Below are 23659 nucleotides of genomic sequence, written 5' to 3' on the forward strand. Positions count from 1 at the left end.
GCAAGCTCGCTCCCACACAAGATTTACGTCGTTCACAAAACCAATGTGGGAGCGAGCTTGCTCGCGATGAGGCCCGCCCAGACACCATAGATCTCAATTCTCACTGGTGTCCTTGATCAGATGCGCCGCCAACGTCCTCAGCGGCCCCAACTGCCGGCAGATCAGCGCCAGTTGCGTCTGCACCAACCGCTGTCCCTCATCGATTTCATCAGGCATCTGTTCCAGTTCATTGGCCAGTGCTTCTTCTTCATCGCTCTGAATTTCAATCGAAGATTTGCTCGCCAACCCTTGGGCGATCTCGTCGATGCTGGCGGCCAGTTTCACTCCGGCCCCTTCGATCAAATGTTCACGCACGTCCGTCGGCAGTTGGGTTTCCCGGTGCGCGCCCAGTCCCGACAGGTAACTGAGTAGTGTGTGTGACAGCACCAGGAAGCGGAAGCCCACATCCGCCTCCTTTCGGAAATGCCCCGGCTCCATCAGCATGTTGGCCAGTGTGGTCGACAGTGCCGCGTCGGCGTTGTGCGCGTTGCGGCGGGCCAGGCGGTAAGCCAGGTCGTCGCTTTTACCCGCAGCGTATTGCTGCATGATCTGGCGCAGGTAAATGCTGTTGCAGGCCAGGGTGTTGGCCAGCACTTTGTTCAGGCGCCGCCCCTGCCAGTCCGGCAGGAACAGGAACACCGCCAGCCCGGCGATCAGGCTGCCGAGCAAGGTATCGAACAAGCGTGGCAGGAACAGTCCGTAACCGTCACCTACCTGGTTGAAGCAGAACAGCACCATCAGGGTGATTGCCGCCGTCGCCAGGGTGTAGCGGGTGGTGCGGTTGGTAAAGAACACCACCCCGGCGGCGATGGCGAAAGAGGACTGGATCAGCGGGTTCGGGAACAGGTCGAACAACGCCCAAGCCAGTGTCAGGCCAATGGCGGTACCGATGATCCGTTGACCGAGTTTGCGGCGAGTGGCGCCGTAGTTCGGTTGGCAGACGAATAGCGTAGTGAGGATGATCCAGTAGCCTTGGGACGGGTGAATCAAATGCACCATGGCGTAGCCAATGCTCAAGGCCAGGGGCAATCGCAGGGCATGGCGGAACAGCAGCGAGGTCGGCGTCAGCTGCGTGCGCAAGCGAAGCCACACGTCCTTGAGGCTGCGCGGCGAACGGTCGAGCAGGCTGCTGTCGGTGGCGTCGGCCAGGGCGTCGGGGTTACTGGCATCGCTGAGCAGGTGGTCGAGGGTGCCGAGGTTGGCCGCCAGTGCCCGCAGTGAACGCAGCAAGCCGCGCCAGGCCGGGTTGCTCTGGATGCGCAGGTGTTCGAGAGAGGCATCCAGGTCGCTCAGAGCCTCGGCGAAACTGGCGTCATAGGTAAACGGCTGGCGCATCTGGATCGATTCGGCCAGTGCCCGGCAGGCCTTGCCTTGCTGGCGCAACAGGCGTTGGCAGCGGAACAGCACGTCGCTGTGGAAGAAGGCGTCGGCCAGGGCGTTGTACGGGTAGTGCGACGAACTGGCACGTTCGTGGATGTCCTGGGCGAGGAAGTACAGTTTGAGGTAGCGGCTGACTTTCGACCCCGGGCGCCCGTTGCCGACCCGGTGCAGGATGATCTCCTTGGCGGCGTTCAGTGCCGCCACCACCCGACCGTTCTGTTGGGCCAACTCCAGGCGCCGCGCCTCCACGTCCATCTGCCGGATCGGCTCGAACAGTGAGGATTTGAGCTTCAGGTAAAAGCCCAGCTCGCGGAACAGCCGCGCCAGGCTCTGCTGCACCGGCTGGTTGGAAAACAGCGCCTGCCACAACACTGACAGCAAGCCGTACCAGGCAGCACCGGCCACCAGCAGCATTGGCTCGTGCCAGACGTCGGTGACCGTACCTCCACGCTGGTCCACGCCGATCATGGTGTAGACCGACAGGATCAACGTCGCCGAGGCAATCGCACCATAGCGCTCGCCGAGGGCGCCGAGCATGGTCAGGCAAAACGCGGCCAGGGCGAAGGCGATGATAAACAGCGGGGGGTAGGGGAAGAGCAGTTCGACGGAGAGGGCGGCGACTGCGAAACACACCAGCGTCACCGCCAATGCGTTGAGACGGCCTTGCCAGCTGTCGTCGGTCTCGGCCAGGGCACTGGCGATGATCCCCAGAAACAACGGGATCAGAAGGCCCATTTCATCCTGATACCAACACAGCGCCATGGTGCCGGTCAGGGCAATGAATACACGCACGCTGTAGCTGAATTTATCCAGCGCCCAAAGGCGGCGCAGAGAGTGGCGGAACGAAGTCGATGACATGAAATGCGAAGGCCTTCCGAGGCAATGACGCTAAATTGAGCCACTAATGACGCCGACGCAATGGCGTCGATCACATCAGACAGCAAAATCTGTTCCTTGTCAGGTACTACAAACTACTGTGGGAGCGAGCTTGCTCGCGATGGCGACCTGTCAGTCAACGTCTCTGTTGAATGTTATGGCCTCATCGCGAGCAAGCTCGCTCCCACAGGGGATGGTGTTGATTTTTGAATCAGACGTACTGCGCAGCTGCGTAACCCGATGCCCACGCCCACTGGAAGTTGAACCCGCCCAGATGCCCGGTCACGTCGAGCACTTCGCCGACGAAGTACAGCCCAGGGCTCTTCAGCGATTCCATGGTCTTTGACGACACTTCATTGGTGTTGACGCCGCCTAGGGTCACCTCGGCGGTGCGATAGCCTTCGGTGCCCGCCGGCACGACTTTCCAGCTCGCCAGTTTTTCCGCGATATCGGCCAGTTCCGCGTGGGTGTACTGCTTCATCGGTTTGGAGACGAACCAGTTGTCCGCCAGCAGGTTGGCCATCTTCTTGGTGAAGATCTCCCCGAGCAGGGTTTTCAGCTCGCTGTTGGGACGTTCGGCCTGTTGCTGTTGCAGCCAGTTCGGTACGTCGTGATCTGGCAGAAGGTTGATCTCGACGGTATCGCCGGATTCCCAGAACGACGAGATCTGCAAAATCGCCGGACCGCTGAGGCCGCGGTGGGTGAACAGGATGTTCTCGCGGAAGCTCTGGTCGTTGCAGCTCACCAGGCAATCCACCGACGTGCCGGACAACTCGGTGCACAAGGCTTTGAGCTGATCGGTAATGGTGAACGGCACCAGGCCGGCGCGGGTCGGCAGCAGTTCGTGGCCGAACTGCTTGGCCACTTGATAGCCGAAACCGGTGGCGCCCAGGGTCGGGATCGACAGGCCGCCGGTGGCGATCACCAGGGATTCGCAGGTGATTTGGTCAAGCGTCGTGTCCAGCAAGTAGCCTTTTTCAAGTCTCTCAATGGTCTGGATCGAAGTGTCCAGGTGCAGACTGACGCCGACCTGATCGCACTCGTTGAGCAGCATTTCGAGAATGTCACTGGATTTGTTATCGCAGAACAATTGGCCGAGTTTTTTCTCGTGGTACGGCACGCCATGCTTGGCCACCATGCCAATGAAATCCCACTGGGTATAGCGGGCCAGAGCGGATTTACAGAAGTGCGCGTTTTGCGAGAGGAAATTGCCTGGCTCGGTGTACATGTTGGTGAAATTGCAGCGGCCACCGCCCGACATCAGGATTTTCTTGCCGGCCTTGTTGGCATGGTCGAGCAGCAACACCTTGCGCCCGCGCCCGGCGGCGGTCAGTGCACACATCAACCCTGCGGCGCCAGCGCCAATGATCACGACTTCGGTAGAGCGCAAAACGGTGTCCTCACAAAAAACTATTGCGGTCCCTGTAGGAGCGAGCTTGCTCGCGATGGGCGTGAACGATAACGCTGGCAGTCTGGCTCACCGCGGTGAGCTCAGGGTTTTCGCGAGCATGCTCGCTCCTACAGGGGGGCGTGTTGTTACAGGATGCGCACGCGCAACGAACGGCCCTTGATCTTGCCGTCGTTCAAACGCTGCAAGGCCTGCTTGGCGACGCCGCGCTCCACAGCCACGTAGGCCTGGAAGTCGAAAATCGCGATCTTGCCGACCTGGGCACCGGGGATGCCGGCGTCACCGGTCAGTGCGCCAAGAATGTCGCCCGGACGAACCTTGTCCTTACGGCCGCCAGCGATGCACAGGGTGCTCATCTGCGGCAACAGCGGACCACCACCCTTGGAGGTGAGGTTGTCCACCTGATCCCAGGTCAATGGTGTCTTCTGCAATTGCTCGATAGCCTGGGCGCGCTGTGCTTCGGACGGCGCCACCAGGCTGATCGCGAGGCCTTTCTCACCGGCGCGGCCAGTACGGCCGACGCGGTGGATATGGATTTCCGAATCACGGGCCAGCTCGACGTTGATCACCATGTCCAGCGAGTCGATGTCGAGGCCGCGGGCGGCGACGTCAGTAGCCACCAGTACCGACGTACTGCGGTTGGCGAACATCGCCAGCACCTGGTCGCGGTCACGCTGTTCCAGATCGCCGTGCAGGCCGACGGCGGAAATGCCTTTGGCGGTCAGGTGATCGACGGTTTCCTGAACCTGTTGCTTGGTGAAGCAGAAGGCTACGCAGGACGCCGGGCGGAAGTGACCAAGCACCTTGGTCACCGCACTCATGCGATCGTCCGGGGAAATTTCGTAGAAGCGCTGCTCGATCTGCGTGTCGTCGTGGAACGCTTCGGCCTTGACCTGCTGCGGGTTGCGCATGAATTTCGAGGCCAGCTGCTTGATGCCGACCGGGTAGGTGGCGGAGAACAGCAGGGTTTGGCGACGCTCCGGAGCCTGCATGATGATTTCTTCGATGGAATCGTAGAAACCCATGTCGAGCATGCGGTCGGCTTCGTCGAGGATCAGCGTGTTGAGGCCGTGGAGCACCAGCGAACCCTTGCGCAGGTGCTGTTGAATACGCCCCGGGGTGCCGACGATGATGTGCGCGCCGTGTTCCAGCGAAGCGATCTGCGGGCCGAGGGACACGCCGCCACACAGGGTCAGGACCTTGATGTTGTCTTCGGCACGGGCCAGGCGACGGATTTCCTTGGCGACCTGGTCAGCCAGTTCGCGGGTCGGGCACAGGATCAGCGCCTGGCAACCGAAGTAGCGTGGATTGATCGGGTTCAGCAGGCCGATGCCGAACGCGGCGGTCTTGCCGCTGCCGGTCTTGGCCTGGGCGATCAGGTCCATCCCCTTGAGGATCACCGGCAAGCTTTGCGCCTGGATCGGCGTCATCTGGGCATAACCGAGGGAGTCGAGGTTAGCCAGCATGGCGGCGGACAGCGGCAAAGTATTAAATTCGGTGGCGATGGTGGTCACGGGACTGGCCTGCAAAACAAAATGTCGCGCAGTGTACCAGTCCGATGGCCATTCGCCCTAAGGCTCTATGTGTTCTTCCGGACGTTTGACTCGCCGTCCGTCATTCTTTGACAGTTGCGAGAAGATCGTTGCGGCCAGCATCGCCATGATTCCCACGGTCACGAAGGTCAATTGGAATGCCCCCAGAACCGTGTCCACGCCATCATTACCAATCTCCGCCGTAAAGCCACCGAGCAGCGCGCCCGCACACGCAACCCCCAGGCTCAGGGACAATTGCGCGACCACCGACAGCAGGCTGTTGCCGCTGCTGGCGCTGGCATCGTCGAGGTCGATCAGGGTCACGGTGTTCATTGCGGTGAACTGCAAGGAGTTGATCGCGCCAAGGATCGCCAGCTGGCACAGCAGCAGCCAGTACGGCGTCTGCTCGCTGACCAGGCCCATGCTCGCCAGCATGATCCCCAGCGCCAGGGTGTTGCCGGTGAGCACGATGCGATAACCCAGGCGTTCGATCAGTGGCCGCGCGACCCACTTGGCGATCATCGCTGCTGCCGCCAGCGGCAGCATGCTCATCCCGGCCTGGGACGGCGAGTAACCCAGCGCCACTTGCAGCAACAACGGCACCAGAAAGGGCAGGGCGCCGCTGCCGAGGCGGGCGAACAGGTTGCCGAGAATGCCCACGGCAAAGGTCCGGGTCTTGAACAGCGACGGCGCAAACAACGGATTCTCGACATGCCCGGCGCGCAGCCAGTACGCCGCCAGGCAAGCCATGCCGCCGAACAGCAGCAACATCACCCGCAGGTGCGGCAGGTGCAATTCGCCCAGGCCTTCCATGGCGATGGTGATCAGAATCATCGCCGCGCCGAACAGCACGAAGCCCAGGCTATCGAAACGGGTGCGCTCGGAACCGCGCAGGTCCGGGATGAATTTCCACACGGCGTAGCAACCAACCAGCCCCACCGGCAGGTTGATCAGGAATATCCAGTGCCAGGTCAGGTATTGCACCATCCAGCCACCCATGGTCGGGCCGATCAACGGGCCGAGCAGCCCGGGAATGGTGATGAAACCCATGATCCGCACCAGCTCCGAGCGCGGGTAGGCCCGCAACACCACCAGCCGCCCGACCGGCAGCATCAGCGCGCCGCCCAAGCCCTGGATCACTCGGGAGCCGATTAACTGGGTCAGGTTGATCGACAATGCGCAGAGCAGCGAGCCGAGGCTGAACAGCAAAATCGCACTGAAGAAGATTTTCCTGGTGCCGAAGCGATCAGCGATCCAGCCGGATGCGGGAATCAGCAAGGCGACCGTGAGCATGTAGGCGATGATCACACCTTGCATGCGCAGTGGATCTTCGGCCAGGTCCCGGGCCATGGCGGGCAGGGCGGTGTTGAGGATCGTCCCGTCGAGGGACTGCATGAAAAACGCGATGGCGACGACCCACGGCACCCAGCGGGCGGTGACGGCGTCGAGAGGCGGGCGGTTGGGCATGGGATCTCTTGTCCGTGTGAGCTTTATACCGTTCCTGTAGGAGCGAGCTTGCTCGCGATGAATGTAGAGACGGCGCATTTTTCCATGTAGCACGCGTCATCGTTCACGACCATCGCGAGCAAGCTCGCTCCTACAGGGGTATGCGTGTTTACAGTGTCAGGGTCAACCGGCTCACGAGCGCCCCCGGCAACAGCGACGAAGCCGTCGCCCGCTGGCTATATGTACTCGCCGACAGCAACAACTCCCGCTCAGCGGTCAACGCTTCCAGTTGCGAACCGAGCAGGCTGAAAGCACTGTCATCAAAACGCATGGTGCTGACCGGTGCCTGAATCACGCCGTTTTCGACCCAGAACGTGGCAAACCGGGTCATGCCGGTCAGGCGTGCGGCCGGTTGATCCGAGAAGTTCAGGTACCACAGGTTGCTGATGTACAACCCGGTGCCCAGTTGCTTGAGGATGTCCGCGTCAGGCAATGCCCCGGCTTTCATGTTCAGCGCGCTCGGTGATTCACCACCGCTGGCGCCGTTGGCAGTCAAACCGTATTCCGCCGCGCTGCGCGAGCTGACCAGTTGTGCCCCGGCCTTGCCGTCCACGATCAACCCCAGGTCGCTGCGTGGATAACCTTCATCGGAAAACGCCGGGCTCAGCGAGCCGCTGACTTTTTCATTCAGCGAGACCAGCGGGCTGAAAGCGCTGTCGCCACCGTAGAGCTTTTGCAGCGGGCTGCTTTTGCTGGCAATCGACTGTGCCGAGAAACCACCCCAGCACAGCATGCCCATGATTTCTTCCAGCGCCGCCGGTGCCAGGTAAGCGCGGTATTGGCCGGGCGCCAAAGTGCGTAGCGGCCGGCCCAGAAATTCAAGCTGCTCGCGGGCTTGCCGGAAGCGTTTGGCAAAGCCTTCGCTGCTCCAGTCGTGCCCTGCGTAGCTGGCTTTCACGGCCTGGCCGTTCTCGTGGAACAGGCTGAAGTCGAAATTGAAACTGTTGGCCTGATGCCAGCCGAAGGCACCCGAAGAACTGGCAAAGCCTCGGCTGATCGGTCCGGCAGCGTAGAAACCGACAAGATCCAGGCCATCGGCAGCCTGGGTGATTTGTGCGACCACCTGTTCGGTGTCCGGCAGTGGATGCGACTGCACGTTGTTGCTCTGCCAGCCATTGTGGTTGAGCAGCAGATAAGGATCCGGAGGCAGCAGCGGCAAGGTTTCCCGCAGCTGTTGCAGGCCTTCGGTCAAACGTCGCAGATCAACCTGAGGGTCGCCGGCGAGGGTGATGTTCAGGTCGGCGTGGCGGCCTTCGTTGATCAGCTTCAGGCCGATACTCGCCTGTTGCACCTGACCGGCCTGACGCACCTTGGCGTGGTTGAAACGCACGAAGGCCGACGACTCGGCGGCGTAGCTGAGAGTGAACTGCTCGGGCTCGCGCAGGGCTGCACGCAGGCTATTGACCAGCGCCTTGAACGACGCGGACTGGCTGTTTGAAGGATTCATCAGGCGTCTCCTCCGAATACATCAACGTTGCTGAACACACAGGCCGGTGACGCGTGGCCGACGCGGATCACCTGGTTCGGTTCGCCCTTGCCGCAGTTTGGTGTGCCGAGGACCTTGAGGGTGCCGGCATCGCCGACGGCGCTGAGGCTTTTCCAGAACTGCGCGGAGATGCCCCTATAGTTGGGATTTTTCACCACGCCCTTGAGTTCGCCGTTTTCGATCAGTTGGCCCCATTCGCAGCCGAACTGGAATTTGTTGCGTGCATCGTCGATCGACCACGAACGGTTGGTCGACATCAGCACGCCGTGTTCGATGCCACCGATCAGTTGTTCGATGGACTGATCGCCGGGCTCGATATTGAGGTTGGCCATGCGGTCGATGGGGGGGCGGTTCCAGCCGCAGGCACGGCTGTTGGCGACGCCGTCCATGCCGGCACGGAATTGCGAAAGCGCGCCGCCCAGCGGACGCAGCAACAAGCCTTCGCGGATCAGGAACTGTTTGCTGGCGGGCGTACCGTCGTCGTCATGAGCGTAACTGGCGAGTTCTTCGGGGATATCGGGATCGAAGGTCACGTTGAGCAGGCCGGAACCGTATTGCAGGCGGCCGAAATCGCTGGCTTTGACGAAACTGGTGCCGGCGTAATTGCGCTCGTCACCGAGGATGCGGTCCAGCTCCAGCGGATGGCCGATGGACTCGTGGATTTGCAGCATCATCTGGTCGGGCATCAGCAGCAGGTCGCGCTTGCCTTGCGGGGTGTTTGGCGCCAGGAGCAATTGCAAGGCCTGATCGGCCACCTGGGCACCGGCACCGATCAGCCCGCAGCGGCTGATGACGTCCGCCGCGCCTTGCTGGCCGAAGTTCTCGCGGCCAAGGCTGCGGGTCTGGCTGTCGTTGCCGTCGTAGGCCGTGACGTCCAGGCCGGGGTACACAAAGCGTTGGGCCTGGCGCAGTTCGGCACCGGCGCTGTTGAGGTAGATCTGCTCGACGTGGGTGATACCCAGGCTGACCTGCCAGTTCACCAGGCGCTCGTCCTTGGGCACGGCGGCCGACTCGGTGCCAAGCAGTTGGAAGCAGTCGCTCAGGGACGGGAAGGCCTGGTTGAGGTTGGGTGAAAAGTAATCGGCGCGGTCGCTGGAAACAGCCTGCTCGCGCAGGTCCAGCAAGGCGTGGGGCTTGAGTCGACGGGCCTGGAATTCGGCGCGTTCGAGGGCGGCTTGCAGGCCCTGTTGCGACAGGTCGTTAGTGGCCGCATAGGCCTCGACGCCATTGACCCGCACGGTCAGCATCGCCCCTTCGTCGCGGCTCAGGCTCGGTGGTTCGGCGACGTTCTTGCGCACCGACAGGTACTGCCCGGATTCGCGCACATAACGCAGGGAAAAGAATTCAGCACCCGTGCGCAAGGCAGCGAAGCGCTGCTTGAGCTGGGGGTAGAAATCGAACATTCGTGAACCTCCTGGGTATGGAGTGGCGGCGCAGCGGTGTTGCGAGGGGAAGATGTGAGACGTTTGCGTGGCGCTAGATTAGGCCTGCAAGGGGGGAGGATCAAGGGAGGAGCGGTGTAGGGAGGGATTATCGGGTTCGGCGGGAAGATGTGTGTTGGTTGTCAGGGCCCCATCGCGAGCTTGCTCGCGATGGGGCGTGACGCGGTGTAATGCCTTACGCCGTCTGGCTCACTTCACGCATAGGCTTGCCCTTTACCGGCGCATCACCGGCCACATAGTAGGCGGCCTTGCTGCGCGGCAACGGCTGGCGGCCACGGATCTTGTCGGCGATTTTCTCGGCCATCATGATCGTCGGTGCATTGAGGTTGCCGGTGGTGATGATCGGCATGATCGACGCATCGACCACACGCAGGCCTTGCATGCCATGCACGCGGCCTTCGCCATCGACTACCGCCATTTCGTCGGTGCCCATCTTGCACGAGCAGGACGGGTGAAACGCGGTTTCGGCGTGTTCGCGGATGAACTTGTCCAGTTGCTCGTCGGTTTGCACCTCGATGCCCGGGCTGATCTCGCGACCGCGGAAGGCGTCCAGTGCAGGTTGCTGCATGATTTCCCGGGTCAGGCGGATGCCGTCGCGGAATTCTTGCCAGTCCTGCTCGGTGGCCATGTAGTTGAACAGGATGCTCGGGTGCTGGCGCGGGTCCTTGGACTTGACCTGGATGCGACCACGGCTAGGCGAGCGCATGGAGCCCATGTGCGCCTGGAAGCCGTGCTCTTTCACACCGTTGCTGCCGTTGTAGTTAATCGCTACCGGCAGGAAGTGGTACTGGATGTTCGGCCATTCGAACTCCGGACGGGTACGGATGAAACCGCCGGCTTCGAACTGGTTGCTGGCGCCGATGCCGGTGCCGTTGAACAGCCACTCGGCACCGATGGCCGGCTGGTTGTACCAGAGCAGCGACGGGTACAGCGAGACCGGTTGGGTGCAAGCGTATTGCAGGTACAGCTCAAGGTGATCCTGCAGGTTTTCACCAACGCCCGGCAGGTCGTGGACCACCGGAATGTCGAGTTTGTTCAGCAGTTCGGCCGGGCCGACGCCGGAGCGTTGCAGGATCTGCGGCGAAGCGATGGCGCCGGAGCACAGCAGCACTTCCTTGCGCGCCTTGACCTCAACGCGTTCTTCGGCAGCGCCGACCAGATAGCGCACGCCGACTGCACGCTTGCCTTCGAACAGGATCTTGTCGGTCAGGGCGTGGGTGACGATGGTCAGGGTCGAACGCTTCTTGGCGACGTCCAGGTAGCCGCGGGCGGTGGAGGCACGACGACCTTTCGGCGTCACGGTGCGGTCCATCGGGCCGAAGCCTTCCTGCTGGTAGCCGTTCAAGTCTTCGGTGCGCGGGTAACCGGCCTGCACGCCGGCTTCAACCATGGCGTGGAACAGCGGGTTGTTGCCGGCTTTCGGCGTGGTCACGCTGACCGGGCCGTCGCCACCGTGGTAGTCGTTAGGGCCGATGTCGCGGGTTTCCGCTTTACGGAAATACGGCAGGCAGTCCAGGTACGACCAGTCCTCAAGGCCTGGCAATTTTGCCCAGCCGTCGTAGTCCATGGCGTTGCCGCGGATGTAGCACATGCCGTTGATCAGCGAGGAACCGCCCAGGCCCTTGCCGCGACCGCACTCCATGCGACGACCGTCCATGTGTGGTTCCGGATCGGTTTCGTAGGCCCAGTTGTAGCGACGGCCTTGCAGCGGGAACGCCAGGGCGGCCGGCATCTGCGTGCGGAAGTCCATGCGGTAGTCGGGGCCGCCGGCTTCGAGCAGCAGGACGGTGACGCCTGCGTCTTCGGTCAGACGGGTCGCCAGGGTGTTACCGGCAGAGCCGGCACCGATGATGATGTAGTCGAATTCTTGGGACATTGAATGCACCCTCTTTGAAAATGGTCAGGCGAGTGCTTCGCACTCGATCGCGGGCAAGCCACGCTCCCACAGGATCGGGGTGACCACAGATTTGGTGGTCGACACCAAACCTGTGGGAGCTGGCTTGCCTGCGATAGCGGTCTCGCAGGCGAAGAGAATGTCGCCTTAGAACACCGAGACGTAATCGCCCAGCTCGACCTGTACCGATTTGATGCGGGTGAAGTTGTTCAGCGAACTGATGCCGTTCTCACGGCCGACACCCGACTGCTTGTAGCCACCGACCGGCATCTTCGCGTCGGATTCGCCCCAGGCGTTGATCCAGCAGATACCGGCTTCCAGCTGATGAATCACGCGGTGGGCGCGGTTCAGGTCCTTGGTGACGATACCGGCGGCCAGGCCGAAGTCGGTGTCGTTGGCGCGGCGGATCACTTCTTCTTCGGTTTCGTAGGAGAGGATCGCCATCACCGGGCCAAAGATTTCTTCGCGGACGATGGTCATGTCGTCGGTGCAGTCGGTGAACACGGTCGGCGCCACGAACGCACCCTTGGCGAATTCACCGTCGGTCAGGCGCTCACCGCCGCACAGCAGGCGGGCACCTTCTTCCTTGCCCTTGGCGATGTAGCCCAGCACGCTTTCCATGTGCGCAAAGCTGACCAGCGGACCGAAGTTGGTGTTTTCGTCTTCCGGGTTGCCGATGCGGATGCGCGCAACGCGCTCAGCGATCTTGGCTTCGAAAGCGGCCTTCAGGTGAGCCGGTACGAACACGCGAGTGCCGTTGGTGCAAACCTGGCCGGAGCTGTAGAAGTTGGCCATCATCGCGGTGTCGGCGGCGCGATCGAGGTCGGCGTCGTCGCAGATGATCAGCGGCGACTTGCCACCCAGTTCCATGGTCACGTCCTTGAGCGAAGAGCTCGAAGCGCTGGCCATGACTTTCTTGCCGGTATCGGTGCCGCCGGTGAACGAGACTTTCTCGATGCGCGGGTGTTCGGTCAGCCAGGTGCCGACTTCACGGCCGCTGCCGGTCAGGACGTTGAACACGCCATTTGGTACGCCGGCTTCGGTGTAGATCTCGGCCAGTTTCAGGGTGGTCAGCGAGGTGACTTCGCTTGGCTTGAAGATCATCGCGTTACCGGCCGCCAGGGCTGGTGCGGATTTCCACAGGGCGATCTGGATCGGGTAGTTCCACGCGCCGATACCGGCCACAACGCCCAGCGGCTCGCGACGGGTGTAGACGAACGAAGTGGTGCGCAGCGGAATCTGCTCGCCTTCGATGGCCGGTACCAGGCCTGCGTAGTACTCCAGCACGTCAGCGCCGGTGACGATGTCGACGTAGCGGGTTTCGGAGTAGGCCTTGCCGGTGTCCAGGGTTTCCAGGGCGGCCAGTTCGTCGTTGCGCTCGCGCAGGATTTCCACGGCACGACGCAGGATGCGCGAACGCTCCATGGCGGTCATGGCGGCCCAGATTTTCTGGCCTTTTTCGGCGCTGACGACGGCGCGTTCGACGTCTTCCTTGGTAGCACGTTGCACTTTTGCGAGGACTTCACCGTTAGCCGGGTTGATGGCTTCGAAAGTGGCGTCGCTGCTGGCGTCGCTGTACGCGCCATCGATGTAGAGTTTTTGCAGTTCGAAACGGGCCATAAAGTCCTCGCAAGAGCATTAAGTGGCTGGCGCGGTTCGGTGGTTGAGCGTTTATGTGTGCTCTAACTCACCCGCTTGGCCAGTTGGGTATCCATGTATTCGTAAGCAATCTGTTGCGCCTGCTCGGTGTCGAAAGCATCTCCCGACAACGCGCCGCGCAACCACAGGCCGTCGATCAACGCTGCCAGGCCTCGGGCGGCACTGCGCGCATCATTGAGCGGCAGCACGCGGCGAAACTGGCAGCACAGGTTGGAATACAGACGGTGATCGTTGATCCGCTGCAACCTGTGCAAAGACGGCTGGTGCATGCTGGTGGCCCAGAAGGCCAGCCAGGTTTTCATTGCCGGGCCATTGACCTGGCTGGCGTCGAAGTTGCCTTCGATGATCACCTGCAGATGAGCCCTCGGGCTGTCATCTGTCAGCGCCTGTCGGCGCAGGGTGACGTTCTCGCTCAGGACAGTCATCAGGTACCCCATGGTGGCGGCGATCAGGCCATTCTTGTCCTGAAAGTAGTGACTGATGATGCCATTCGAGACACCGGCCAAACGGGCGATCAGCGCAATGCTGGCGTCCCCCATTCCGACCTGATCGACGGCCTGCAAAGTGGCTTCGATCAATTGCTGGCGGCGGATGGGTTGCATACCGACCTTGGGCATCTTGCACATCTCCTTAGGCCTTCCGGTGGACGTATGACGGCTACCGGGTTGAAGGCCAGTCTATTTTGTTTTGATTGAACGTTCAATCAACAAAGAATAAGATCTGCGACAAATCGTCGCTGCCTACAGATTTTTCCTACATGTAGCGGCGGAAAAAACGACTTCCGAAACTGCTCGAAACCTACGCGCTGCGGCGCTCCAGGGGTTTCGGGCTTTTTTCGGGCTGTCTTTATATCACCCACCGGTCGGCTGCCCACTAACCGATTGGTCGGGTAACTCGTTTGTCTTGCGTTCTTCTCTCGCACTGCCCGGAGCATCTGTGCCATGAGTTCTGCCTCGCTAATAAAGACCCCACCCGAGAAGGTGACGGTCAACGGTTGGGTGTTCTACACCTCTACCGCGTTGATTCTGTTGTTGACCGCCATTCTGATCATCGCCCCGCAAGAGGCCGGCAGAATGCTGGGTACGGCGCAAGCCTGGTTGTCCCGCAGCTTCGGCTGGTACTACATGGTGGTGATCGCCGCCTACCTGCTTTTTGTCGTTGGTCTGGCGTTTTCGTCCTACGGCAAATTGAAACTGGGCAGCAAGGACGACACCCCGGACTTCAGCTACGGTGCCTGGGCGGGGATGCTGTTCTCCTCGGGTATCGGTATTTCGCTGCTGTACTTCGGCGCGTCCGAGCCGCTGGACCATTACTTCAACCCACCGGAAGGCGTGGCTGGCAGCAACCTGGCGGCCCGTCAGGCGGTGCAACTGACCTTCCTGCACTGGGGCTTGCATGGCTGGGCGATCTACGCGCTGGTCGGCCTGGCCGTGGCGTACTTTGCCTACCGGCACAACCAGCCGCTGGCGTTGCGTTCGGCGTTGTATCCGCTGGTGGGAGAGCGTTGGGTCAAGGGCGCGGCCGGGCACGCGGTGGACGGCTTCGGCATGTTCGTGACCCTGCTGGGGCTGGTGACGAACCTGGGGATCGGTTCGCTGCAAGTGTCGTCGGGGCTGGAAAACCTGTTCGGCATGGAGCACAGCAACACCAACCTGCTGATCGTGATCATCGTGATGAGCACCGTGGCGACCATCGCTGCCGTGTCGGGCGTGGAAAACGGCATCCGCCGTCTGTCCAACCTCAACATCGTGCTGTTCAGCGGCCTGCTGATTTTCGTCCTGTTGTTCGGCCCGACCTTGCACCTGCTCAACGGTTTCGTACAGAACGTCGGTGACTACCTGAACGGCGTGGTGCTGAAGACTTTCGATCTGTATGTGTACGAAGGCGACAGTGAGAAGTCCGACCGCTGGCTGGGCCTGTGGACCCTGTTCTATTGGGCCTGGTGGATTTCCTGGGCGCCATTCGTGGGCATGTTCATCGCGCGTATTTCCCGTGGTCGCACCGTGCGCGAACTGGTGGCCGGCGTGCTGCTGATTCCGCTGGGCTTCACCCTGGCGTGGCTGTCGATCTTCGGTAACTCTGCCCTGGACCTGGTGATGAACCATGGGGCGGTGGAGCTCGGGAAGACGGCGCTGGAACAGCCGTCCATGGCGATCTACCAGTTGCTTGAGCATTACCCGGCGTCGAAGGTTGTGATCGGCGTGTCGATCTTTGTCGGTTTCGTGCTGTTCCTGACCCCGGCGGACTCCGGCGCGGTGATGATGGCCAACCTTTCGTGCAAGGGCGGCAATGTCGATGAAGACGCGCCGCACTGGTTACGGATCTTCTGGTCGGCGGTGATCACCCTGGTGACCATCGGCCTGCTGTTCGCCGGCAACTTCGAAGCCATGCAAACCATGGTGGTGCTGGCCGGTCTGCCGTTCTCGGTGGTGCTGGTGTTCTTCATGTTCGGCTTGCACAAGGCCATGCGCCAGGACGTGCAGATCGAACAGGAGCAAGCGGAGCTGGCGGCACGTGGTCGCCGTGGTTTCACTGAGCGCTTGACCCAGCTGGACCTGCAACCGAGCCAGTCGGTGGTGCAGCGCTTCATGGACAAGCACGTGACTCCGGCGCTGGAAGATGCGACGGCGCAAATGCGTGCTCAAGGTCTGGAGGTTCAGACGCTGCTGGGCAAGTCCAAGCGTTGCATGGGCGTACGGGTCGAGATGGAAGAGGGCAACCCGTTTGTCTACGAAGTCAGCCTGGATGGCTACCTGGCCACGCCAACCGAATCGGCTCAATCCGATGAGGCGCGTCAGCGTTATTACCGCGCCGAGGTGTATCTGCACAACGGCAGCCAGGACTACGACTTGATGGGCTTCACCCAGGATCAGATCACCCGTGACGTGCTCGATCAGTTTGAAAGCCATCGGCAGCTCCTTGGCCGGGTTTATAGCTAAGGTGTGAGGAACTGCGGTGCAGTGAATGCTCCGCAATCCCCTGTGGGAGCGAGCTTGCTCGCGATAGCGGAGGGACAGTCAACACTCATGTTGAATGTTAAGCCCTCATCGCGAGCAAGCTCGCTCCCACAGGTTGTTCTCCGTCCATGTGAGAACGGGCTTGCCCGCGATGGGGTCATCAGCCGCAAAGCTGCATCACCCGATATCCCCACAAACAAAAACGCCGCGATACTCTCGCGGCGTTTTTGCATCTGTTGCCTTACCCCAGGTTCTTGCCGAGCAGTGCGTGATACAGCTCGCTGTCGCCAAGAATCCCCACTACATGGTTGTTATCGTGCAGCACCAGTTTGTTGCCGGTCTGATAACGAATCTGCAGCGCATCGCGCATGCCGATGTTCGAGTCCACCAGGGTTGGTCGACGACCCAGACCTTCAACAGCTTGACCTGGTACCCAGTTCTGCAGATCCAGAGCAGAACCGTTTTGACGCGCACCTTTGATCGTGTTGCCTTCCGCCAGGTCCAGCCACGAATCGCCGCCCGGATCGAGGCATACCGAACCGTTGATGCGTTTGCAGTTGTCCAGGGTGCGCATCAGGCTGCGACCGCACAGTACGTTCAGCGGGTTGGTGTGGGCCACGAAGGTCCGCACGTAGTCGTCCGCCGGGTTCAGCACGATCTCTTCCGGCACACTGTACTGGATGATCCGGCCGTCTTTCATGATCGCGATACGGCTGCCAAGTTTCAGGGCTTCATCGAGGTCGTGGCTTACGAATACGATGGTCTTGCTCAGCTTGCGTTGCAGTTCCAACAGCTCGTCTTGCAGGCCCTGGCGGATCAGTGGGTCGAGCGCCGAGAACGGTTCGTCCATCAACAGAATGTCGGCGTCCATCGCCAACGCACGGGCCAGGCCCACGCGTTGTTGCATACCACCGGATAGCTCGTTGGGTTTCTTGTTGCGCCACTGGGTCAGGCCCACCAGCTCCAGCTTGTCGTCCACCAGCTTGCGGCGTTCCTTCTCGGGACGACCCTGCATCTCCAGACCGAAGCTGATGTTCTCGCGAACGGTCAGCCAGGGCATCAGGGCGAACTTCTGGAACACCATCGCAATGCGCTTGGTGCGCATCATTTTCAGTTCTGCCGGGGTGCAGGAGGCAATGTCGATCTGCTTGCCTTCGTGCTCGACGAACAGCTTGCCGCGGCTGACGGTGTTGAGGCCGTTGATGCAACGCAACAGGCTGGATTTACCGGAGCCGGACAGGCCCATCAGTACGCAGATCTCACCTTTTTCGATGTCCAGGCTGGCTTTTTCAACACCAACAATCTGCCCGGTCTTTTTCAGGATCTCGTTACGGGTCATGCCTTGATCCAGCAGCTTGAGTGCCTCGCGTGGATCCTTGGAGAAGATAACGTCAACGTTATCGAAGCGAATAATGCTCATGCGTCACCCCCTACTTTGGCGTCGGGTTGTTTGCAGATACGGTCGAGCATGATCGCCAGCAGTACGATCGCCAGACCTGCTTCGAAGCCCAGGGCGATATCAGCGGTATTCAGTGCGTTGACCACGGGTTTGCCTAAGCCGTCGGCGCCAACCAGTGCCGCGATCACCACCATCGACAACGACAGCATGATGCACTGGGTGATGCCGGCCGCGATGCTTGGCATGGCATGAGGCAGTTCAATTCGCGAGAGCAATTGACGGCGCGAGCAGCCAAAGGCCTTGCCGGCGTCCATCAATTCTTCCGGGACATCGCGGATACCCAGGTAGGTCAGGCGGATGGGCGCGGCAATCGCGAACACCACCGTGGAGATCAGACCCGGGACCACACCCAGCCCGAAGAGGGTCAGGGTAGGAATGAGGTACACGAACGTCGGTACGGTCTGCATCAGATCGAGTACCGGACGCATTAAAGTATAGAACATCGGTTTGTGCGCGGCGACGATGCCCAGCGGCACGCCGATGACCACGCAGACCAGGGTGGCAAACATCACCTGGGCGAGGGTTTCCATGGTCTCCTGCCAGTACCCCAGATTGAGGATCAGCAGAAAGGAGGCAACGACAAACGCTGTCAGGCCCCATTTACGTTGAATGAAGTGTGCCAGTAGTGCGATTACGCCGATCAGTACCAGCGGGTTGAACCAGGTCAGCGCAAACGTCACGCCGTGGATCATCGTTTCCAGTGACACGGCGATGGCGTCGAAGGTGTTGGCGCCGTGTTGCGTCAACCATTCAACGAAGCCCGCGATGTACTGGCCTAAGGGGATTTTCTGATCAATCAGCATGGTAGTGAACGTCCGCATGCAAGGAAATAAACAGCCCGGACGGCCGAGGCCGCCCGGCATAAGCGATTACTTGGCCAGTTTGGCTTTCACGGCCTCCAGGCCTGGTTTACCGTCAATGGTGGTCACGCCAGCGAGCCAGGTATCGAGCACCTGTGGATTGTTTTTCAGCCAGGCCTTGGCGGCCGCGTCAGGCTTCATCTTGTCGTCCAGGATGTTGCCCATCAGTTCGCTTTCCATGTCGACGGTGAACTCCAGGTTTTTCAGCAACTGACCAACGTTGCTGCACTCCTGCGCGTAACCCTTGCGGGTGTTGGTCGCCACGGTGGCGGCACCGAAGTCGGGGCCGAAGAAGTCATCGCCACCGGTCAGGTATTGAATTTTGAAGCGCTTGTTCATCGGGTGCGGCGCCCAGCCGAGGAACACCACGGCGGTGTCGCGTTTCTGTGCGCGGTCGACCTGCGACAGCATGCCTGCTTCGGAGGATTCGACGACTTTGAAACCGGCGGTCTTCAGGCCGAAGGCATCCTTGTCGATCATGCTCTGGATCAGACGATTACCGTCGTTGCCAGGCTCGATGCCGTAGATCTTGCCGTCGAGTTCTTTCTTGAATTTGGCGATGTCGGCGAAGTCATGCAGGCCTTTGTCGTACAGCGCCTGAGGGACGGCGAGGGTGTACTTGGCGCCCTTGAGGTTGGTGCGTACGGTTTCCACGGTGCCGGCATCGCGGTAGGCCTTGATGTCGTTTTCCATGGTCGGCATCCAGTTGCCCAGAAACACGTCCATGTTCTTGCCGTCGGCCAGGGACTTGTAGGTCACGGGCACGGAAATCATGGTGGTCTTGGTCTTGTAGCCGAGGGCGTTGAGCACGACGCTGGTGGTCGCGGTAGTGGCGGTGATGTCGGTCCAGCCGACATCGGAGAAGTTTACGGTACTGCACTGCGCCGGTTCTGCGGCTTGCGCCAGAACCGGCAGACTAAGCATGGCGGCCAACAACAACGACGGGGAACCTTTCATGGATGGACTCCTTGGTGTTTTTTTTGGCAGTGTTCCGACTGGACCACCGCACTTATAGGTTGCGGTTGGATGGCGTTCTGGAGACAGCTCTACCGCAGCGCCTTGCAATCGAGTCGATATGATCATGTACCAGTGAAAATCTGACGCCTACAGGGTGCGTCGTATCCAGTACAGGGATGGTCGCATCCAGTGTCGGTGACGTCGTTTACAGATTTTTTCAGGCCCTATTCGCCTTCTGAACCGCAAAAAAACGGCGAAAACACGGCGTAAAAGACACGCGGCGCTGGTGGGCATGAGTGCGTCGGTTAGAGACGTCGAACAACACGATAAAAGCTTGATGATGCGGTCATCTCGGCGGATTGCAGCTTGAGCGTAGCAGCTCCGTCACCGTGCGTTTTTGCGTGCGCAGTGGGCCCATCCAGGAGTTCGGCAGTAATGGCTATCAGTGTTTTCGACCTGTTCAAAATCGGCATCGGTCCTTCCAGTTCGCACACCGTGGGGCCCATGCGGGCGGCGGCGTTGTTTGTGCAGGGCCTTCGCGAGCGTGGATTGCTTGAGCAGGTGCGTCGTGTCGAAGTCCAGCTGTTCGGCTCGTTGTCGGCCACCGGAATCGGCCACGGCAGCGACAATGCAGTGATCATGGGGCTGATGGGCGAGTGGCCGGATGCGATTGATCCGTCGCAAATCGGCATCCGTATCGCCAACCTGCGCGAGACCGATACGCTGCTGCTCGACGGTCGCCTGCCGGTGCCCTTCATCTGGGGCCGGGACATGCGCCTGATCGACGAGAACCTGCCATTCCATCCCAACGCCATGACCCTGATTGTCGAGGGTGATGACGGCGAGTTGCATCGCGACACCTACTATTCGGTCGGCGGCGGTTTTGTCGTTGATGAAGCGCAGGCCTCCAGCGGTGTCGTCGACCTCGACAGCACTGTGTTGCCTTATGATTTTTCCAGCGCCGCCGAACTGCTGGAACTGTGTAAAAAACACAACCTGCGCGTGGCTGAGTTAATGATGGCCAACGAGAGGGTGTGGCGCAGCGAGGATGAAATCCGCAGCGGCCTGATGAAGCTCTGGCGCGCCATGCAGGATTGCGTTGAACAGGGCCTCAAACACGAAGGCATCCTGCCCGGCGGGTTGAACGTGCGTCGCCGCGCGGCCAAGCTGCATCGCAGCCTGCAGGAACTGAATAAACCCAACGTGATCGGCTCGACCTTGAGCGCCATGGAATGGGTCAACCTGTTCGCCCTGGCGGTCAACGAAGAAAACGCCGCCGGCGGGCGCATGGTCACGGCACCGACCAACGGCGCGGCGGGGATCATTCCGGCGGTGCTGCACTACTTCATGAAATTCAGCGAGGCCGTGACCGACGCCAATGTCGTCGACTACTTCCTCGGCGCGGCGGCGGTGGGAATCCTGTGTAAGAAGAACGCCTCGATCTCCGGTGCCGAAGTCGGTTGCCAGGGCGAAGTCGGTTCGGCCTGCGCCATGGCGGCGGCGGGGCTGGCGGAAATCCTTGGCGCCACGCCAGAGCAACTGTGCAACGCGGCAGAGATCGGTCTGGAGCACAACCTCGGCCTGACCTGTGACCCGGTGGGTGGGCTGGTCCAGGTGCCGTGCATCGAGCGCAACGCAATTGCCGCGGTGAAGGCGATCAACGCTGCGCAAATGGCATTGCGCGGTGATGGTCAGCACTTCATTTCGCTGGATCGGGTGATCCGCACCATGCGCGATACCGGTGCCGACATGCATGACAAATATAAGGAAACATCGCGGGGTGGGTTGGCGGTGAGTGCGGTGGAGTGTTGAGTCCGCGTTGACCCCATCGCGAGCAAGCTCGCTCCCACAGGTTTTGCGTCGGTCACAAAAGTTGTGTTCACCTCGATCCCTGTGGGAGCGTGCTTGCTCGCGAAGGCGGCAGACCAGTCAAAACTGCGCGCCAAGTGAACACCCGCTCGAAGTCGCGCCATCTTTTAGTGCGTCGCTTACAGATAAATCGTCTTGCCAGCGGTCGGGGTCATTCAAGGCTTCGACCATTCGTCACCCGTGCTTGCGGTGACACTCCTCTGCGATGCGGCGAAACGCCGTTCCCACAAGTGCTACCGAATTGCTCACAGCTTGTGGGCTGGGGCGCTTGCCAGTCCTGATGGCCACTTAAATCCCCACGCCTTGCAAGACATACATAGACACATTCCGACGTCGTTTTTAGGAGTTATTGAACGCGCATTCAAATTTAGGCATGGCAATTGCTCTGTCATTACAAAGCCCGTCTCCCACGCGAGAACGATGGCAATAAAAAGAGCCTCCGCCTGAGGCCATCACCCGCTTTGTGTGAGGAGATACCGCGATGACGACGTTCAACTCCGGGGCCCAACCCCAGAACCGTGCGCCTCAATCCATCGGCTTTCTGCTGCTGGACAATTTCACGCTGATTTCTCTGGCGTCCGCTGTAGAACCGCTGCGCATGGCCAACCAGTTGTCCGGTCGCGAGCTTTATCGCTGGACCACCCTCACCGTCGATGGCGGCCAGGTCTGGGCCAGTGACGGCCTGCAAATCACCCCCGACGCCTCCATGCACAAAGCCCCGCCAATGGACACGGTCATCGTCTGCGGCGGTATCGGTATTCAGCGCACTGTTACCCGGGAACACGTGTCCTGGCTGCAAAGCCAGGCTCGCCAGTCCCGCCGACTCGGCGCGGTGTGCACCGGCAGCTGGGCCCTGGCTTGCGCCGGCCTGCTCGATGGTTTCGATTGCAGCGTGCACTGGGAATGCCTGGCGGCGATGCAGGAAGCTTTCCCGCGCGTAGCGATGAGCACCCGCTTGTTCACCCTCGACCGTAACCGTTTCACCAGCTCCGGCGGCACCGCGCCGCTGGACATGATGCTGCACCTGATCAGTCGCGATCACGGTCGTGAACTGTCGGCGGCCATTTCGGAAATGTTCGTCTACGAGCGCATCCGCAACGAACAGGATCACCAGCGTGTGCCGCTCAAGCACATGCTCGGCACCAACCAGCCAAAATTGCAGGAAATCGTTGCGCTGATGGAAGCCAACCTCGAAGAGCCGATCGACCTCGACGAACTGGCGGTGTATGTCGCGGTGTCCCGTCGTCAGCTCGAGCGGCTGTTCCAGAAGTACCTGCACTGCTCGCCGTCGCGTTACTACCTCAAGCTGCGCCTGATCCGCGCGCGCCAGCTGCTCAAGCAAACGCCGATGTCGATCATCGAAGTGGCGTCGGTTTGCGGGTTTGTGTCCACGCCGCACTTCTCCAAGTGCTACCGCGAATACTTCGGCATTCCGCCACGTGACGAGCGTGTAGGGTCCAACACCACCCAGCAGGTGGCGATGATGCCGTTGCCTCAAGCGCTGGTGCTGTCGCCGTTGTCCGGGCCGTTGTCGGCGCTGAGCCAGGCGCGTAACGAGTCGACGTTTGCCAGTGTAAGGCTCTAGACCGAGGCGCCTTCATCGCGAGCAAGCTCGCTCCCACAGGTTTTCGGATTGTTCACACATTTTGTGTTCAACCCCGATTTCCTGTGGGAGCGGGCTTGCTCGCGAAGGCTGTTTATCGGCCTGTATGGCTCTGCTGATACTCCGCCAGCGCCGGCAACAACTGCTTGTCGATCGCCTGGCGTACCGCCGGCAGGATGGTCGCGCTGCTGGTGTACATCTGTTTGACCATGGTCCGCAGGGTCATCGCCCGTACATCGTTCAAACCTCGTACCGCACACTCGCAGGCTTGCTCGGCGGTGGCGCCGGTGGGCACCTCGAAGCCCAACGACTTGAGCTGGCCCAACAGGTCTTCCTGGTCTATCAAATCGGCGTGCATCATGACGCAATCCTTCTTCAGGGAACGGTGTCTTGGTTCGATTCTGGTAGGGGTGCCGGGTGTCGGCAAGGGCGAATTGTCGCAATGGCAGCATTGGCTATGAACAGGTCGTTTTCGAGCAACTTGCCGGCCAAAGGAGGGGGCACACTGGACTCAGCTCGCTTCACGAAGGTTTGGTCACCCTCGCACGGCAGCTCCTCAACAGTACCCTCTGCCTCGATCCTGTCACGGCTTGATCGGGGTTTTTTTTGCTCGTGGTTTCTGTGTTGTCTGTCCCGACGCCATCGCGGGCAAGCCCGCTCCCACATCTATGGATCCCCCCATTTCTGCAATACTGGTTTTGATGCGTGTTTGGCTTGCTTTCATCTATCCGG

16 protein-coding genes are annotated in these 23659 nt (G+C 60.7%); 3 read left to right on the plus strand and 13 right to left on the minus strand.

All coding sequences use genetic code 11. The annotated features are described in order from the left end of the window. Window positions 1–93 precede the first annotated feature (93 nt). From yccS to betI, 9 genes are all read right to left on the minus strand, one after another. Window positions 94–2277: a YccS family putative transporter gene (yccS, locus tag AC3WTM_RS27685; RefSeq protein WP_102672286.1), complete on the minus strand. Its 2184-nt coding sequence runs from the start codon at window positions 2275–2277 to the stop codon at window positions 94–96. A 229-nt stretch (window positions 2278–2506) separates the two neighbouring features. Next, window positions 2507–3685, minus strand: coding sequence for a BaiN/RdsA family NAD(P)/FAD-dependent oxidoreductase (locus tag AC3WTM_RS27690; protein WP_102672287.1), 1179 nt, complete (start codon window positions 3683–3685; stop codon window positions 2507–2509). Between the two features lie 146 nt (window positions 3686–3831). Beyond that, window positions 3832–5169, minus strand: a complete 1338-nt coding sequence (gene dbpA / locus AC3WTM_RS27695) for an ATP-dependent RNA helicase DbpA (RefSeq protein ID WP_235863953.1) — start codon at window positions 5167–5169, stop codon at window positions 3832–3834. A gap of 105 nt (window positions 5170–5274) precedes the next feature. Next, window positions 5275–6702, minus strand: a complete 1428-nt coding sequence (mdtD, locus tag AC3WTM_RS27700; RefSeq protein WP_102672288.1) for a multidrug transporter subunit MdtD — start codon at window positions 6700–6702, stop codon at window positions 5275–5277. A gap of 148 nt (window positions 6703–6850) precedes the next feature. Further along, on the minus strand, window positions 6851–8188 hold the full coding sequence (locus AC3WTM_RS27705; protein WP_102672289.1) for a TldD/PmbA family protein: 1338 nt from the start codon (window positions 8186–8188) through the stop codon (window positions 6851–6853). Next, window positions 8188–9630 (minus strand): TldD/PmbA family protein, encoded by a 1443-nt coding sequence (locus AC3WTM_RS27710; protein ID WP_102672290.1) that lies wholly within the window; start codon window positions 9628–9630, stop codon window positions 8188–8190. Before AC3WTM_RS27710 ends, AC3WTM_RS27705 begins: the two co-directional genes overlap by 1 nt. Before the next feature lie 214 nt (window positions 9631–9844). Then, window positions 9845–11545 carry a choline dehydrogenase gene (gene betA / locus AC3WTM_RS27715; RefSeq protein ID WP_102672291.1) on the minus strand — a complete coding sequence of 567 codons (1701 nt, stop codon included), beginning with the start codon at window positions 11543–11545 and terminating at the stop codon, window positions 9845–9847. Between the two features lie 165 nt (window positions 11546–11710). After that, window positions 11711–13183, minus strand: a complete 1473-nt coding sequence (gene betB / locus AC3WTM_RS27720; RefSeq protein ID WP_057712979.1) for a betaine-aldehyde dehydrogenase — start codon at window positions 13181–13183, stop codon at window positions 11711–11713. A gap of 62 nt (window positions 13184–13245) precedes the next feature. After that, entirely contained in the window at window positions 13246–13839 is a 594-nt protein-coding gene (gene betI / locus AC3WTM_RS27725) for a transcriptional regulator BetI (protein WP_007985937.1), read from the minus strand. A gap of 381 nt (window positions 13840–14220) precedes the next feature. On the opposite strand from betI, the gene AC3WTM_RS27730 reads away from it, so the two are divergent. Then, window positions 14221–16161 carry a BCCT family transporter gene (locus AC3WTM_RS27730; protein ID WP_256586137.1) on the plus strand — a complete coding sequence of 647 codons (1941 nt, stop codon included), beginning with the start codon at window positions 14221–14223 and terminating at the stop codon, window positions 16159–16161. 259 nt (window positions 16162–16420) lie between these two features. Here the strand turns inward: AC3WTM_RS27730 and choV are convergent, their stop codons facing one another. The 3 genes from choV to AC3WTM_RS27745 form a co-directional block, all read right to left on the minus strand. Continuing rightward, window positions 16421–17599, minus strand: a complete 1179-nt coding sequence (gene choV / locus AC3WTM_RS27735; RefSeq protein WP_047534342.1) for a choline ABC transporter ATP-binding protein — start codon at window positions 17597–17599, stop codon at window positions 16421–16423. Next, window positions 17596–18441: a choline ABC transporter permease subunit gene (gene choW / locus AC3WTM_RS27740; RefSeq protein WP_102672295.1), complete on the minus strand. Its 846-nt coding sequence runs from the start codon at window positions 18439–18441 to the stop codon at window positions 17596–17598. The genes choV and choW overlap by 4 nt, the downstream gene beginning before the upstream one ends. Window positions 18442–18507: 66 nt before the next feature. Further along, window positions 18508–19455 (minus strand): choline ABC transporter substrate-binding protein, encoded by a 948-nt coding sequence (locus tag AC3WTM_RS27745; protein ID WP_057712981.1) that lies wholly within the window; start codon window positions 19453–19455, stop codon window positions 18508–18510. Between the two features lie 435 nt (window positions 19456–19890). Between AC3WTM_RS27745 and AC3WTM_RS27750 the strand changes: the two genes are divergently transcribed. Together AC3WTM_RS27750 and gbdR are read left to right on the plus strand one after the other, a co-directional pair. Further along, a complete protein-coding gene (locus tag AC3WTM_RS27750; RefSeq protein WP_102672293.1) occupies window positions 19891–21267 on the plus strand; it encodes an L-serine ammonia-lyase in 1377 nt (458 codons plus the stop codon). Between the two features lie 538 nt (window positions 21268–21805). Then, window positions 21806–22909, plus strand: coding sequence for a choline metabolism transcriptional regulator GbdR (gene gbdR, locus AC3WTM_RS27755; protein WP_007975492.1), 1104 nt, complete (start codon window positions 21806–21808; stop codon window positions 22907–22909). A 112-nt stretch (window positions 22910–23021) separates the two neighbouring features. On the opposite strand, the gene AC3WTM_RS27760 is transcribed toward gbdR, so the two are convergent. After that, a complete protein-coding gene (locus tag AC3WTM_RS27760; protein ID WP_007995656.1) occupies window positions 23022–23288 on the minus strand; it encodes a hypothetical protein in 267 nt (88 codons plus the stop codon). Window positions 23289–23659 lie beyond the last annotated feature (371 nt).

It is taken from the genome of Pseudomonas sp. EU05-FHT14B02 (genome assembly GCF_058791055.1).